Source organism: Streptomyces sp. NPDC002779, from assembly GCF_042888685.1.
Taxonomy (GTDB): Bacteria; Actinomycetota; Actinomycetes; order Streptomycetales; family Streptomycetaceae; genus Streptomyces.
On the sequence record NZ_JBIAQC010000003.1, the window covers coordinates 610656 to 624708 of the forward strand.

Genomic DNA, 14053 nt, shown 5'->3' on the forward strand with positions numbered 1-14053 from the left:
CGAAAGTGATGCGGGTGGACGCGAACGACATGGGTGCCGACCTTCAGCAGGTACTCATCACCAAGGAAGAGATCGACGCGAAGCTCATCGAGCTCGCCGCGAAGATCGACGCGGAGTACGCGGGCAAGGACCTGCTCATCGTCGGCGTCCTCAAGGGCGCGGTGATGGTGATGGCGGACCTCGCGCGGGCGCTGTCCACCCCCGTCACCATGGACTGGATGGCCGTGTCCTCCTACGGGGCGGGCACCCAGTCCTCCGGGGTGGTGCGGATCCTCAAGGACCTCGACACCGACATCAAGGGCAAGCACGTCCTGATCGTCGAGGACATCATCGACTCCGGGCTGACCCTGTCCTGGCTGCTGTCCAACCTCGGCTCGCGCGAGCCCGACTCGCTCAAGGTGTGCACCCTGCTGCGCAAGCCGGACGCCGCCAAGGTCGCCATCGACGTCGAATGGGTGGGCTTCGACATTCCCAACGAGTTCGTCGTCGGCTACGGCCTCGACTACGCCGAGAAGTACCGCAACCTCCCGTTCGTCGGTACGCTCGCGCCCCACGTCTACGGCGGCTGACCCCCGGGCTCGGCCGTGCGCTGAGCCACAAGGGCGACGCCGGTAGGACGATCGGGAACCCCAGCGCGGTCCGCACCGTTGGAGCATGCAGAGACGGGATTGCCGGCCGGCCGAGCGGCTCCGTGCGGCTTCGGTCCACAATGCTGGGGTACCGTCAGAAGAACTGTCTTATCAAACTCACTATGGCAGGAGGGACGGGGCGGCTCCGCTCCGTATGGATGGACGTGAAGCGATACTTCCGTGGGCCGGTCATGTGGATCGTGCTGGCCGTCCTTGCCGTGGTCGTGTTGATGCAGGTCGTCGGCTCGTCCGGTGGCTACAAGACGGTGGACACCGGCCAGGTCGTCCAGGCGATCAATGACAACAAGGTCGAATCAGCCAAGCTGACCACCGGCGACGAGCAGACCATCAAGGTCCAGCTCAAGGACGGCGAAAAGATCGAGGACAGCTCGAAGATCCAGGCGAGCTACATCGGCGACCAGGGCGCGGCCCTGGCCACCACCCTGCAGACCAAGTTCCAGGACAAGCAGATCCCGGACGGCTACACGGTCTCGCCGACGAAGCAGAACGCCTTTGTGAGCATCCTGCTCTCGCTGCTGCCCTTCGTTCTCATCGTGGTCGTGTTCCTGTTCCTGATGAATCAGATGCAGGGCGGCGGCTCCCGGGTCATGAACTTCGGGAAGTCCAAGGCCAAGCTCATCACCAAGGACACCCCGAAGACGACGTTCGCCGACGTCGCCGGTTCCGACGAGGCGGTCGAGGAACTCCACGAGATCAAGGAATTCCTCCAGGAGCCCGCCAAGTTCCAGGCCGTCGGCGCCAAGATTCCCAAGGGCGTACTGCTGTACGGCCCGCCCGGCACCGGCAAGACCCTGCTCGCGCGTGCCGTCGCGGGCGAGGCCGGCGTGCCGTTCTACTCGATCTCCGGTTCCGACTTCGTCGAGATGTTCGTCGGTGTCGGTGCCTCCCGAGTCCGTGACCTGTTCGAGCAGGCCAAGGCGAACGCCCCGGCGATCGTCTTCGTCGACGAGATCGACGCGGTCGGCCGCCACCGCGGCGCCGGCCTCGGCGGTGGTCACGACGAGCGCGAGCAGACCCTGAACCAGCTGCTCGTCGAGATGGACGGCTTCGACGTGAAGGGCGGCGTCATCCTGATCGCCGCCACGAACCGTCCCGACATCCTCGACCCGGCCCTCCTGCGCCCCGGCCGCTTCGACCGCCAGATCGCGGTCGACCGCCCCGACATGCTGGGCCGTCTGGAGATCCTCAAGGTCCACCAGAAGGGCAAGCCGGTCGCCCCCGATGTCGACCTGTCCGCCGTCGCCCGCCGTACTCCGGGCTTCACCGGTGCCGATCTGTCCAACGTCCTGAACGAGGCCGCCCTGCTGACGGCCCGCTCGGACAAGAAGCTGATCGACAACCACATGCTCGACGAGGCCATCGACCGTGTCGTGGCGGGCCCGCAGAAGCGGACCCGGATCATGTCGGACAAGGAAAAGAAGATCACCGCGTACCACGAGGGCGGCCACGCCCTGGTCGCGGCGGCCTCCCCGAACTCCGACCCGGTCCACAAGATCACGATCCTGTCGCGAGGCCGGGCCCTCGGCTACACGATGGTCCTGCCGGACGAGGACAAGTACTCCACGACGCGCAACGAAATGCTGGACCAGCTGGCGTACATGCTGGGCGGCCGCGCGGCCGAGGAGCTCGTCTTCCACGACCCGACCACGGGTGCCGCGAACGACATCGAGAAGGCCACCGCCACGGCCCGCGCGATGGTCACGCAGTACGGCATGACCGAGCGCCTCGGCGCGATCAAGTTCGGTGGGGACAACACCGAGCCGTTCCTCGGCCGTGAGATGGCTCACCAGCGCGACTACTCGGAAGAGGTCGCCGCGCTGGTCGACGAAGAGGTCAAGAAGCTCATCGAGACCGCGCACAACGAGGCCTGGGAGATCCTGGTCGAGAACCGCGACGTCCTCGACAACCTCGTTCTCGCGCTGCTGGAGCGGGAGACGCTGGGCAAGGAGGAGATCGCCGAGATCTTCGCCGGTATCGTCAAGCGCCCGCCGCGGCCCGCGTGGACCGGTTCCTCGCGCCGTACGCCGTCCACCCGTCCGCCGGTGCTCTCCCCCAAGGAGCTCGCCCTGACGAACGGCGCCAACGGCTCGACTCCGGCGATCACCACCGCCAAGTCGACGGTCGCCGAGCCGACCCCGGAGCCCGCTCCCGAGGAGCGCCCGGAGAGCTGACCCGGGCCCGGTGATCCCACCGGCCCCGGAATGGATGCCGCGTCCCCCTGGTTTTAGCCTGGGGGGCGCGGCATCGTCGTATGTCCGCAGTTCAGACGCGTGACCCACACGCGCCACCCGCACAGGAACGAGGCACCACATGACCGACCCCGTGACGCTCGACGGCGAGGGCCGCATCGGCGAGTTCGACGAGAAGCGCGCCGAGAACGCCGTGCGGGAACTGCTGATCGCGGTCGGCGAGGATCCGGACCGCGAGGGTCTGAAGGAGACGCCGGGGCGGGTGGCCAGGGCCTACAAGGAGATATTCGCGGGCCTGTGGCAGCAGCCCGAGGATGTGCTGACCACGACGTTCGACATCGGGCACGACGAGATGGTGCTGGTGAAGGACATCGAGGTCTACAGCACGTGCGAGCACCATCTGGTGCCGTTCCGGGGAGTGGCGCACGTCGGGTACATCCCGGCAACCTCCGGGAAGATCACCGGACTGTCCAAGCTGGCCCGGCTCGTCGATGTCTACGCCCGTCGTCCGCAGGTGCAGGAACGACTCACCACGCAGATCGCGGATTCCCTGATGGAGATCCTGGAGCCGCGTGGCGTGATCGTCGTCGTGGAGTGCGAGCACATGTGCATGTCGATGCGCGGCATACGCAAGCCCGGCGCGAAGACGCTCACCTCGGCGGTGCGCGGACAGCTGCGGGACGCGGCCACCCGCAACGAGGCGATGAGCCTCATCATGGCGCGCTGACGCGCCTGCTCGTCACGCGGCCGGTGCGGCTCCCGTGCCGTTGTGCTCGTCGTCCTCCGGGAGCTTGCAGACGCGCTCCAGGAAAATGGCCGCCGCTATGACGGCGATGCCCGCGACGACCGAGAAGCCGGCGTAGATGGCCTGGTCGCGGCGGGCGGGGATGTCGAGGACCTCCAGCAGGAAGACGCCCGTGCCGCCGTACATGCCCGCGACCAGGGCGGCGACCAGGGCGCTGGCCTGGCCGAAGACGACCGCTCGGGCGGCCATCAGGGGGTCGACGCCCTTGGCGCCCGGGCGGCGCTCGCGCTGCGCCCTGAGGCGGGAGCGGATCGAGAGCGCCGTGGCCAGCAGCACCGCGGCGATCAGGGCGAGGACGACGGGGGCGGCCAGGGGGACGCTCGGCAGGGTCCCGATCGAGTTCCAGAGGCGGGCGCCCGCCCAGGACAGGACGCCGGCCACGACGAACACGCCGGCCAGCTCCCTGATACGCAGCTCTCTCACGGTGTCCCTTCAGCTCCCCCGGGCTCCCACGGACTGTGGTCGTCTCGACCTTAACGACTACTCGGGCAGTCGGAGTTCCAGATCCCCGCGAGCAAAGACGCCTTCCTGGGCGACGGTGCCGAGCAGATCGGCCACCGCGCCGCGTCCGGGCAGCTGGGCCTCGGGTTCCACGTCGTGCCACGGGGCGAGGACGAAGGCCCGCTCATGGGCCCGCGGGTGGGGCAGGGTGAGCGCCGGGTCGTCGGAGACGACGTCGGCGTAGGCGACGATGTCGACGTCGAGGGTGCGCGGCCCCCAGCGCTCGTCCCGCACCCGGTGGAAGGCCTCCTCGACCGCCTGCGCGCGCTCCAGCAGCGACGACGGGGGAAGGGTGGTCTTCAGGACCACGACCGCGTTGAAGTACGAGGGCTGGCTGCCGGGCTGCACGCCCCACGGCTCGGTCTCGTAGACGGGGGAGACGGCCTTGACGCGCAGGCCGGGGGTGTCCTCCAGCGCGTCGATGGCGCCCTGGAGGGTCTCCAGGCGGTTGCCGAGGTTCGAGCCCAGGGAGATCACGGCTCGCTGCGGGTTGTGCAGGGTGGTGTCGGCGGCGTCCACTTTCTCGACGACGGAGGCGGGTACCGGCTGTACGGTCGGATCGCTGGAACCCTCGGTGAAGAACGCGGTCATACTCGGCTCCGGATGATGGTGACGGTCACGTCGTCGAAGGGGACCGTGATCGGCGCGTCCGGTTTGTGGACGCGGACCTCGACCTCCTGGACCCCTTCGTGCTTCAGACAGGCCTGGGCGATGCGCTCGGCGAGGGTTTCGATGAGGTTGACGGGCTCGCCCTCGACGACGGCCACGACCTCCTCCGCCACGATGCCGTAGTGCACGGTCTTCGCCAGGTCGTCGTCGGCTGCGGCCGGCCGGGTGTCCAGGCCCAGCACGAGGTCCACGATGAAGGTCTGGCCCTCCTCGCGCTCCTTGGGGAACACACCGTGGTGCCCGCGGGCCTTGAGGCCGCTCAGCGCGACACGATCCACGCGAATCACTCCTGCAATCGTCGTTGACGGCCGGTCCGAACCGTGTGCGGACGGCACACCGGCCTCGGACGAATCTACCTGCGGGCACTGACAGGGCCGTTCCACGGGGGCATGCGCCCGCGCCGGTCCCGGAGGGTTCATCGGGTGTTTCCCCCGGGGAACCCGGCGGCTCATGGGTTGGTAGCCGCCCCTACCCGGAGCCGGGTGATTCCAACCACGTGTTGGTCCCTGTGGGGCGCCTACCCACTCAGGAGGGGGTGTCGTCGCCTTCTTCGTCATCGGTTTCGGCCAGCACGGGAGAGGCGTGGTGGGACCAGATCTTCCAGCCGTGCGGGGTACGGCGGAAGACATTGGTGGCGACCACCAGCTGGCCGACGAGCGGGCCGAGCTCCTCGCTGCCCTCGGGCGCGGGGCCGCCGCTGAGGATGTTCTCGGTGCAGGTGACGAGCGCGGTGTCACCGGTGACCGAGACATGCACGTCGGTGAGGAAGAACTGGATGTAGTCGGTGTTCGCCATGATCAGGGCGTACGACCTGAGCACCTCGCCGCGGCCGGTGAGCACCGGCCAGCCGGGGTGCACGCAGGAGATCACGCCGCTGTCGGCCGGGTCGTGGTAGGTCTCGTCGACGCCGAGGTCGGCCGGGGTGAGCCAGAGCGAGGACAGTTCCTCGAAGTCGCCGCGCTCCACCGCCTCGTAGTAGGCGGTGTTCGCGGCCTCCACCTGCTCGACGTCGGTGTGCGGGGCGCTCACCGGGCTCCTTCGATGGAGTGCGCGCCCGGTACGGGATTCTGTGCGCCCGGCGTGCGGTCGATGTCGCGCGCTCCTTCCACGGCGCGTGCGACCCGTACGGCGTCCGCCGTCGCGCGGACCTCGTGCACGCGCACCGCCCACGCGCCCGCGTGCGCCGCGAGCGCGGAGACGGCGGCCGTGGCCGCGTCCCGCTCGCGTGCGGGCGGCGGGGCGCCCTCCGGCCCGGCCAGGACCCGGCCGAGGAAGCGCTTGCGGGAGGCGGCGACGAGCAGCGGGTGGCCGAGGCCGAGCAGCCGGTCGAGGTGGGCGAGGAGGACGAGGTCGTGCTCGCCGTCCTTGGAGAAGCCGAGACCGGGATCGACGACGATGCGGTCGGGGGCGATGCCGCCGGCCAGCACCGCCTCCACGCGCGCGTGCAGCTCGGCCACGACTTCGGCGACCACGTCGTCGTAGACGCCCCTGACGTTGCCGCCCTCCAGGAAGCCGCGCCAGTGCATGACGACGAAGGGGGCGCCGGCGTCGGCGACGACCGGGATCATGGCGGGGTCGGCGAGGCCGCCGCTGACATCGTTGACGAGGGCGGCGCCGGCCGCGAGGGCCTGTTCGGCGACGGACGCGCGCATGGTGTCCACGGAGATCGTCACGCCCTCGGAGGCGAGGCCGCGGACGACCGGAATGACGCGCTTGAGTTCCTCCGCCTCGTCGACGCGGGTGGCGCCGGGGCGGGTGGACTCGCCGCCGACGTCGACCAGGTCGGCGCCCTCGGCGACCAGGGCGAGGCCGTGCTTGACGGCCGCGGTGGTGTCGAACCAGCGGCCACCGTCGGAGAACGAGTCGGGGGTCACGTTCACGACTCCCATGACCGCGCAGCGGTCCCACTCAGGAAGGCCTGCCACGCGGCCGCGTCCGCTCTGCTTGCTCATATGTTCAGCGTAGGCCCCGTGCAGGCCCGGGTGGTCGGGGGACCGGGCAGTGCGGTCCGGGCGGAAGCCCCGGGGACGGGGCGGGAGGCTTCCGCCCGGACCTGTCCGGGTCACGCCGCGCGGGCGCGGTGGTGTGCGGCGGCGCGGCGGACAGGGGCCGGTTCGGGGGCGGCGGGGTCACGTACGGGGCGTACCGGGGTGGGGCGACCGGCTCGCTCGATGCGCTGGGCCATCCGGCGCGCGGTGCGCATCGCGCGGCCGGTGAGCGAGAAATCCGCCGCCCTCACCACCGCCTCGTCGCCCGGTCCGAGGGCGGTCAGGCCGGTCTCCCGGGCCCACACCTCGCCGCCCGTCACGGAGCAGCCCCCGACGGCGGGGGTCCAGGAGTGGGCCTGGGCGACGTCCATGAAGCGTTCGATGGCGCCCGGCCAGGCCTCGGCGTCGCCGATGGGGTCGCCGTCGGCGAGCATGACGCCGGAGACGACGCGGTAGGTGACCGCGGCCTTGCCGCTGGGGGAGAAGACGACGGCGTGGTCCCGGTGGAGCGTGAGGGGGCCGCCGTGCCGGGCCACCAGGGCCCTGAGGCGGGTCTCGTCCTCCTGGGTGGTCCGGGTGCCGGGGTGTTCGGGGCGCAGGGCGAGACACACCGTGGTGACGGCGGTGAGCAGGCCGAGGGCGCCCAGGGAGACGGCGACCGTGCCCGCGGTGCTGCCCTGGTACTCGACCGGGCCGTCGAGGCCGCACAGGCCGTACAGGACATGGGTGATGCGGTCGGCCAGGCTCGGGTTGCCGGTCAGGCTCCGCGGATGGGCGCTGACGACGACGAGTCCGAGGGCGAGTGAACCGGCGCCCATCAGGACGAAGTTGGCCAGTGCCAGCCAGCGGCTGCGCGGGTCGGGCAGGGCCGTGAACCGGTCGCGATGGCGCAGCAGGGCGGTCAGCAGGACGAGCGAGACGACGGCGCCGAGCGGGGAGGGGCGGTAGGCGAACTGGGCCACCGCGCCTGCCGGGAGTAGGACCACCGCGGCCCGCCAGGCGTGGCGCTTGCCGAGCCGGAGACCGTGGGCGAGCAGCAGCAACAGCACCCCGGCGCTGAGCGAGAGGGCGGCCGCGAACGGTCCGGACGCGCCGGGCAGTACGTCGGCGAGGGGGTGCGTACGGCTGTGCCGTAAGCGCGGGAGGATGCCCGCGGCGATGTCCAGGAGGCCGACGAGGACGCATGCTCGGCCGACGAGAGCGGGCACCGCGTCGGGGCGCGGGCCGCGCAGCAGCCGCCGCACGCGGCCGGGTTGCCGTAGAACCCCGCCCGGCACTTCCTCAACTGTCCTGACAGGCATCGCGTCCCGTGGTTCTGCGAGTGAGTTCGGATCCGGTGCCGATTCGGGCATCCGGCGACATTGCGCCCTCTAGGACGGTGTCTTGGAGGAGGAGGTTCACTCACCTCCCCGAAGCCGGTTCCGGGAACGCTTGGGGATGGCTGGGTTTTTACGGGGCGGGGCTCCATGATTCGCCTACGCGCGGTAAGTTTCTGGCCATGCCACGTGGACGTCACCGCCATTCCCCGCCCTTGCACAGGCTGCTGCCCCCGTCGGCCATCGCGGGTGTCTCAGCCGTCTGCGCGCTCGGCCCCTGGGTCTTCTCGGAGCCGTGGGTGCTCCGGGGCCTGGCCGCGGCCGCGGCGATGACGGCGGTCGTCGGGGCGGTCGTCATGCGGCACTGGGACACCCAGGCCGGCAAGCGGGTCGCCGATCTGACACGCGCGCGTGCGAGCGACGAGTGGCGCTTCGAGGAGCGGGTCGCCGAACTGGAGACCGACCTCGAGGAGTCGCGCGAACTGCGCGGCAAGCTGGAGCAGCGGCTGCGCGCCAAGCGCGCGGAACTCGCGGGGCTGCGCAACGAACACGCGGCGCTGCTGCGCCGGTACGCCACCGCCGAGACCGAGCGCGCGAGCGCCCTGGAGGGGCGCCGGCTGCTGGAGATAGAAGCGGTGGCGCCCGCGCGCGCGTTGCCGCCGGCGCCGGTGGCCGCCGAGACGGTCGTCGAGCCGGTCGCCGAGCCGGAGGCGGGGGCCGTGGCAGCCCCGGTCGCCGGGAGCGGGACAGAGTCGGCCGAGACGGTCACCCCGGCGGTCTTCTCGCCGGAGGGGTCGAGCCTGTTCCTGCGGGCGCGGGCGGCGCTGGCGAAGCTGGACACCGAGAAGGCCTCGACGGCGGACGGTGAGCCGGAGGGCGACGGTCGGGGGAAGGCCGAAGCGCCGGTCGAGTCCGACGGGTTGGTGAAGGCCGAGGCCCCGGTCGCGTTCGGCGGTCCGGTGAAGGCCGAGGCCCTGGCGGGCCCGTCCGACGACCCCGCGAAGCCGAACACGGACGCCCCGGCGAAGGCCGAAGTTCCGGCCCCGTACGGCGGTCCGGGGAAGGCCGAAGCCCCGGCGGGCCCGTTCGGCGGCCCCGCGAAGCCGAACACGGATGCCCCGGCGAAGGCCGAAGCCCCGGCGGCCCCGTCCGGCGGCCCCGCGAAGCCGCATCCCGCTGCCCCGGTGAAGGAGTCCGGTGACGCGCAGGCCGAGGTGCCCGCGCAGAGCGGCAGCCCCTCGAACGACCGGGCCGCGCAGACCGGTTCGCTCCCGCAGGAGGACGAGGCGCAGGGGAAGCCCGAGGCGGCCGACGGGCAGGAGCACACGCGCGCGGCCGCCGTCACCCCGGGCAAGCCGGCGCTGCCCGCCCAGCAGCCCGCCGGACACTTCGTCGCGCCGACCGCGGTGGCCGTCGTCCCGTCGGCGCCCGTGCGGCACCCGAGGGTCGAGGGCGGCTTCGACTTCTTCGGCACGCACAAGGGCGAGGCGACCCCCGGCCTGGAGGACGTGCAGAACGAGGACCTCGCCGACGTCGTCGGCCAGGAGGCGCTCGCCCTGCACAAGGCCGAGTCCGAGGCGCAGTTCAAGCCGGCCGACGAGGAGTCCCGGGGCGTCGGCCAGGTCATCGACCTGACGGCGCACGACGAGACGGAGCAGATCGACGTACAGGGGCTGCGCAGCGCGGCGTCCTGACGGTCCCGGCAGCGGGAGCGCTCGGGCGAGGGGTCGGCCTAACGGTCGGCCCCTTCCGTCATCCAGCGGTCCGGACGCGCGTCCCGCCGCCCCGTGCGCGACCGTTCCGCCTGGGCGCCGAGCAGCGCCGCCGCCTCTTCCGTGCCCCGCAGGCGGGCCGTGACGGTCTTGTCGGCCCCGGTGTCCACATGGACGTCGGCGAGGCCCAGCGCGCGCTTCCAGGGCCCCTGCGCCAGCCGTACGCTCTGCACCTTCGCGTGTGGCACCAGCGCCAGGCTGCGCCGCAGCAGCCCCTGGTGCGCGGCGAAGACGGAGTCGGTGACGACCAGGCCGTAGCCCCGCCACCACACCGGCACGCACCACCGCGCGCGCCGCGGCGGCCGGGACAGCGCCGAATCCGGCGGCACGGTCACCCCGGGCAGCACGCGCGCGATGACGGCCTCGGCGACCTCACGCGGGGCGACCGGGACCAGGACCGAGTTCGAGGACCCCGCCACGTCCAGCTCCACCCGCACCCACCCGCGGCGCCGCCACAGCAGCGGCCGCACCACCCGTACGGTCTGCACACGCCCCGGCGGCACCGTCTCGTGGACGCGGTCCAGCAGGCCCCGGTCGATGCGCAGGCCGTCGGGGGAGTCGGCCACCGTCCAGTCGTACTCGGCGACGAACCGGCCCACGCTGCTCGCGCCCGCCGCGCCGAGCAGCGGCAGGGCGGTGGCGAGGACCGTCCACACGCTGTGGGTGGCGAGCCAGAGCACCGGCGGTACGACGAGGGCGGCGGCCAGGGTGCCCCAGGTGGCGCCCGTCAGCACCAGGGAGAGCGCGAGCTCACGCGGGGGCGTCCGCAGCAGTTCGCGCGCCGGGGCTTCGCCGACCTCGTGCGCCGTCTCGGGGGCGAACCCGGCGGCGCGCGCGAGGAGTTCCGCGCGGAGCGCACGCGCCTCCTGCGCGCCGAGGAAGGCGAGCTCGTCCTTCTTGTCGGCGCCGACAACATCGAGTTTGAGCTTGGCGACGCCCGCCACGCGCGCGAGGAGCGGCTGGCTGACGTCGATGGCCTGGATGCGCTCGAGCCGGATGTGCGCACTGCGCCGGAACACCAGCCCGGTGCGGATGCGCAGTTCGCTCTCGGTCACCGCGAAGTGGGTGAACCACCAGGTGAGGAAGCCGTAGAGGGCGGCCGCCGGCACGGCGACGGCTATCACGAGCAGCAGCGTCGTCGTGGTCAGCCGGGTCAGCTGGCGCTGCGTCTGGTCGGGATCGTGCACCGCCCAGCCGATGACCACGGCCACCGGTGCCCACGCCCGCCTGAGCGGCGTCACGGGATGCAGCCGCCGCTCGATCACCGGCGGCTTCCGCCGTACGGCGCCGTCGACGCCCGGGGCCGTCACAGCCCCGCCGATCGGGCCTCGCCCAGCTCGGTGAGCCGGTCGCGCAGCCGTTCCGCCTCGGCGGGGTCGAGGCCGGGAATGGTCGCGTCGGTGGCCGCGGCCGCGGTGTGCAGCTGCACGCTGGCCAGTCCGAAGTGCCGCTCGACGGGCCCGGAGGTGACCTCCACCAGCTGCATGCGCCCGTACGGCACGACGGTCTCCTCGCGCCACAGCACGCCCCGGCTGATCAGCAGGTCGTCGGCGCGCTCGGCGTAGCGCCAGGAGCGCCAGTTGTGGCCGAGCATCACCCAGCCCCAGACCGCCACGGCGAGGGGCAGCAGCGCGAAGGCGGCCCAGGCGGGACCGGCGAGCAGGCCCAGCAGCACGGCGAGGCCGACCGTCAGCAGGCCCAGCCACACCACCAGCAACAGCCGCCGCATCCGCAGCAGCCCCGGGGGCAGTCCGGTCCACACCGGCTCGTGCTCCGCTGAAGCGGCCCCGGTTTGCCCGGTATGCGGCGCGTTTTCCTGGCTCCCCGTCTCCATATGGTCAGCCTACGTAGGAGAGACTGTGTCCATGCCTACGACGCAGACCACGGTCGGTATCGGCGGAGCCGCGGAGAGCACCGACATGGTGCTCAACATCGGGCCCCAGCACCCGTCCACGCACGGCGTGCTGCGCCTGCGGCTCGTCCTGGACGGTGAGCGCATCACCAGCGCCGAGCCGGTGATCGGCTATATGCACCGCGGCGCGGAGAAGCTGTTCGAGGCGCGCGACTACCGCCAGATCATCATGCTCGCCAACCGCCACGACTGGCTGTCGGCCTTCTCCAACGAGCTGGGCGTCGTCCTGGCCGTGGAGCGCATGCTGGGCATGGAGGTGCCCGAGCGGGCGGTGTGGACCCGGACCCTGCTCGCGGAGCTGAACCGGGTGCTCAACCACCTGATGTTCCTCGGTTCGTACCCGCTGGAGCTGGGCGGGATCACGCCGATCTTCTACGCCTTCACGGAGCGCGAGGAGCTCCAGCACGTGATGGAGGAGGTCTCCGGCGGGCGCATGCACTACATGTTCAACCGGGTCGGGGGCCTGAAGGAGGACCTGCCCGCCGGATGGGCCACGCGCGCGCGTGCCGTGGTCGCCGATGTGCGCTCCCGGATGGACCGCTTCGACGATCTGGTCCTCGGCAACGAGATCTTCCGGGGGCGCACGCGGGGCGTGGGCGTCCTGGCGCCGGAGGCCGTGCACGCCTACGGCGTGAGCGGGCCGATCGCTCGTGCCTCCGGCGTGGACTTCGATCTGCGCCGCGACGAGCCCTACCTCGCCTACGGGGAGCTCCAGGACACGCTCAAGGTGGTCACCCGCCAGGAGGGCGACTGCCTCGCCCGGTTCGAGTGCCTGCTGGAGCAGACCTACAACTCCCTCGATCTCGCCGACGCCTGCCTCGACCGGCTCGGGGAGCTGGCGCCCGGCCCGATCAACCAGCGGCTGCCGAAGGTCCTGAAGGCGCCCGAGGGGCACACCTACGCGTGGACCGAGAACCCGCTCGGCATCAACGGCTACTACCTGGTCAGCAAGGGCGAGAAGACGCCGTACCGGCTCAAGCTCCGCTCGGCCTCGTACAACAACATCCAGGCGCTGGTGGAGCTGCTGCCGGGCACCCTGGTGGCGGACATGGTGGCGATCCTGGGGTCACTGTTCTTCGTGGTCGGGGACATCGACAAGTAGGCCGCCCAAGGCCGCGTCCGCGATGCCCACGGGATGGATCAGCCAGCCGAAGTCGCCGAGGCCGCCGGGTGCGGTGAGTTCGGCGGCTTCACCGGCCGCCGCGAGGGCGCGTACGTAGGCCGTCGGCTGGGTCGTCGCGAGCGCGAGCGGGGGGCGGGCGGCTTCGAGGCCGAGGGCGCGCAGGGCGTCGCGCTGCGTGAGGAGGCGTGCGCCGGGCAGCTCGTGCGCCGGTGCGTGCTCGTTCACGCCCGCGCGCGCATCCGTCCTCCCACCCGGGCGGTCCCCGGCCCGCGCACACGCGTCCAGCGCCACATGCGCCGTGACATCGCAGGACCCGTCCGGCACAGGTGCCGTCCCCCGCCCCTCCCGGAACCCGGTCAGCGTGCCGAACAGGGGCCGCGCGTCGACCGTGTGCGCGTAGTCGACGGCCACCGCGAGCCCTCGCTCGACGGTCCTGACCGCTTCGGCCCACGCCTCGTCCCGGGGCAGCCCGATCTCGGCCCGCAGTCCCTCCTCCGGGGGCAGCGGCCACCACCGCGCGAGCCACTCGGCGTCCGCACCGGCGACCGGCTCGCCGAGCCGTTCGGTCCCGTCGCGCCGTACGAGGACCGTGCGCGGTACGCCCTCGGGGTCGACCTCGGCGATGTCGACGGGCACGTTGTCCAGCCACTCGTTGGCGAACAGCAGGCCCGTGACGCCCTGTGGCGGCTTGGGCAGCCACTCGATCCGGTGATCGAGACCGGGCGGGCGGCCGGCGAGTTCGACGGCGTACCCGCGCGCGCGGGCGGCCACGTCGGAGGGGAGCGCGGCGAGGACCGCGGTGACCAGTTCGCCGCGGCCCGCGGCCATGTCCACGAAGTCGAGCGAGGAGGGCCGGCCCAGCGCCTCGTCGACCCGGCACAGCAACCGGGCCACCGCCCCGGCGAACAGCGGCGAGGCGTGCACGGACGTACGGAAGTGCCCGGCCGGGCCCTCCGGCCTGCGGTAGAAGCCCTGCGGCCCGTACAGCGCCCGCTGAGCCGCCGCCCGCCACCCGAGCCATTCGTCGCCACCGTCTCGCGTCACGCGCCCAGGCTAAGGGCACAGGGGAGCGGGGCCTCCACCTTGCGGAGTACGCGCGCTTCCCGCGGATCGGTCCTCCGGTTGACC

13 protein-coding genes and 1 pseudogene are annotated in these 14053 nt (G+C 72.0%); 5 read left to right on the forward strand and 9 right to left on the reverse strand.

Annotation, left to right across the window (positions count from 1 at the left end; genetic code table 11):
* Positions 1-8 precede the first annotated feature (8 nt).
* The 3 genes from hpt to folE all read left to right on the forward strand — a co-directional run bounded on the left by hpt (position 9) and on the right by folE (position 3566).
* Complete coding sequence (gene hpt / locus ACFYW5_RS12700; RefSeq protein ID WP_389417015.1) at positions 9-569, forward strand: hypoxanthine phosphoribosyltransferase; 561 nt, start codon at positions 9-11, stop codon at positions 567-569.
* A 218-nt stretch (positions 570-787) separates the two neighbouring features.
* Positions 788-2821, forward strand: a complete 2034-nt coding sequence (gene ftsH, locus ACFYW5_RS12705) for an ATP-dependent zinc metalloprotease FtsH (protein WP_389416937.1) — start codon at positions 788-790, stop codon at positions 2819-2821.
* A 139-nt stretch (positions 2822-2960) separates the two neighbouring features.
* Positions 2961-3566: a GTP cyclohydrolase I FolE gene (gene folE / locus ACFYW5_RS12710; protein WP_389416938.1), complete on the forward strand. Its 606-nt coding sequence runs from the start codon at positions 2961-2963 to the stop codon at positions 3564-3566.
* Positions 3567-3578: 12 nt separating this feature from the next.
* On the opposite strand, the gene ACFYW5_RS12715 is transcribed toward folE, so the two are convergent.
* The 6 genes and pseudogenes from ACFYW5_RS12715 to ACFYW5_RS12740 form a co-directional block, all read right to left on the reverse strand.
* Positions 3579-4067, reverse strand: a complete 489-nt coding sequence (locus ACFYW5_RS12715) for a DUF3180 domain-containing protein (protein WP_389416939.1) — start codon at positions 4065-4067, stop codon at positions 3579-3581.
* Between the two features lie 57 nt (positions 4068-4124).
* Positions 4125-4736 carry a 2-amino-4-hydroxy-6-hydroxymethyldihydropteridine diphosphokinase gene (folK, locus tag ACFYW5_RS12720; protein WP_389416940.1) on the reverse strand — a complete coding sequence of 204 codons (612 nt, stop codon included), beginning with the start codon at positions 4734-4736 and terminating at the stop codon, positions 4125-4127.
* On the reverse strand, positions 4733-5092 hold the full coding sequence (gene folB / locus ACFYW5_RS12725) for a dihydroneopterin aldolase (RefSeq protein WP_389416941.1): 360 nt from the start codon (positions 5090-5092) through the stop codon (positions 4733-4735). The genes folK and folB overlap by 4 nt, the downstream gene beginning before the upstream one ends.
* Before the next feature lie 247 nt (positions 5093-5339).
* The gene (locus tag ACFYW5_RS12730) at positions 5340-5843 is read right to left on the reverse strand and encodes a nuclear transport factor 2 family protein (RefSeq protein WP_389416942.1); all 504 of its coding nucleotides are present in this window, start codon (positions 5841-5843) and stop codon (positions 5340-5342) included.
* Positions 5840-6766: a dihydropteroate synthase gene (gene folP, locus ACFYW5_RS12735; RefSeq protein WP_389416943.1), complete on the reverse strand. Its 927-nt coding sequence runs from the start codon at positions 6764-6766 to the stop codon at positions 5840-5842. The genes ACFYW5_RS12730 and folP overlap by 4 nt, the downstream gene beginning before the upstream one ends.
* A 137-nt stretch (positions 6767-6903) precedes the next feature.
* Positions 6904-8103: pseudogene (locus tag ACFYW5_RS12740) on the reverse strand (phosphatidylglycerol lysyltransferase domain-containing protein); the annotation flags it as partial.
* A gap of 197 nt (positions 8104-8300) precedes the next feature.
* Here ACFYW5_RS12740 and ACFYW5_RS12745 point away from each other — a divergent pair.
* Positions 8301-9812, forward strand: coding sequence for a hypothetical protein (locus ACFYW5_RS12745; protein WP_389416944.1), 1512 nt, complete (start codon positions 8301-8303; stop codon positions 9810-9812).
* Between the two features lie 38 nt (positions 9813-9850).
* Here ACFYW5_RS12745 and ACFYW5_RS12750 read toward each other — a convergent pair whose 3' ends face one another.
* Positions 9851-11200, reverse strand: coding sequence for a PH domain-containing protein (locus ACFYW5_RS12750; RefSeq protein WP_389416945.1), 1350 nt, complete (start codon positions 11198-11200; stop codon positions 9851-9853).
* Positions 11197-11724: a PH domain-containing protein gene (locus ACFYW5_RS12755; protein WP_389416946.1), complete on the reverse strand. Its 528-nt coding sequence runs from the start codon at positions 11722-11724 to the stop codon at positions 11197-11199. Before ACFYW5_RS12755 ends, ACFYW5_RS12750 begins: the two co-directional genes overlap by 4 nt.
* A 31-nt stretch (positions 11725-11755) precedes the next feature.
* Between ACFYW5_RS12755 and ACFYW5_RS12760 the strand changes: the two genes are divergently transcribed.
* Positions 11756-12904, forward strand: a complete 1149-nt coding sequence (locus tag ACFYW5_RS12760) for an NADH-quinone oxidoreductase subunit D (RefSeq protein WP_389416947.1) — start codon at positions 11756-11758, stop codon at positions 12902-12904.
* Here ACFYW5_RS12760 and ACFYW5_RS12765 read toward each other — a convergent pair.
* Positions 12869-13969, reverse strand: a complete 1101-nt coding sequence (locus ACFYW5_RS12765) for an SAM-dependent methyltransferase (RefSeq protein WP_389416948.1) — start codon at positions 13967-13969, stop codon at positions 12869-12871. The genes ACFYW5_RS12760 and ACFYW5_RS12765 overlap by 36 nt on opposite strands.
* Between the last annotated feature and the right edge of the window lie 84 nt (positions 13970-14053).

Coding starts and splice junctions, on each gene's coding strand:
- ACFYW5_RS12760 (WP_389416947.1), top strand. CDS start 11,756: ATGCCTACGACGCAGACCACGGTCGGTATCGGCGGAGCCGCGGAGAGC.
- folP (WP_389416943.1), bottom strand. CDS start 6,766: ATGAGCAAGCAGAGCGGACGCGGCCGCGTGGCAGGCCTTCCTGAGTGG.
- hpt (WP_389417015.1), top strand. CDS start 9: ATGCGGGTGGACGCGAACGACATGGGTGCCGACCTTCAGCAGGTACTC.
- folK (WP_389416940.1), bottom strand. CDS start 4,736: ATGACCGCGTTCTTCACCGAGGGTTCCAGCGATCCGACCGTACAGCCG.
- folE (WP_389416938.1), top strand. CDS start 2,961: ATGACCGACCCCGTGACGCTCGACGGCGAGGGCCGCATCGGCGAGTTC.
- ftsH (WP_389416937.1), top strand. CDS start 788: ATGGACGTGAAGCGATACTTCCGTGGGCCGGTCATGTGGATCGTGCTG.
- ACFYW5_RS12755 (WP_389416946.1), bottom strand. CDS start 11,724: ATGGAGACGGGGAGCCAGGAAAACGCGCCGCATACCGGGCAAACCGGG.
- ACFYW5_RS12745 (WP_389416944.1), top strand. CDS start 8,301: ATGCCACGTGGACGTCACCGCCATTCCCCGCCCTTGCACAGGCTGCTG.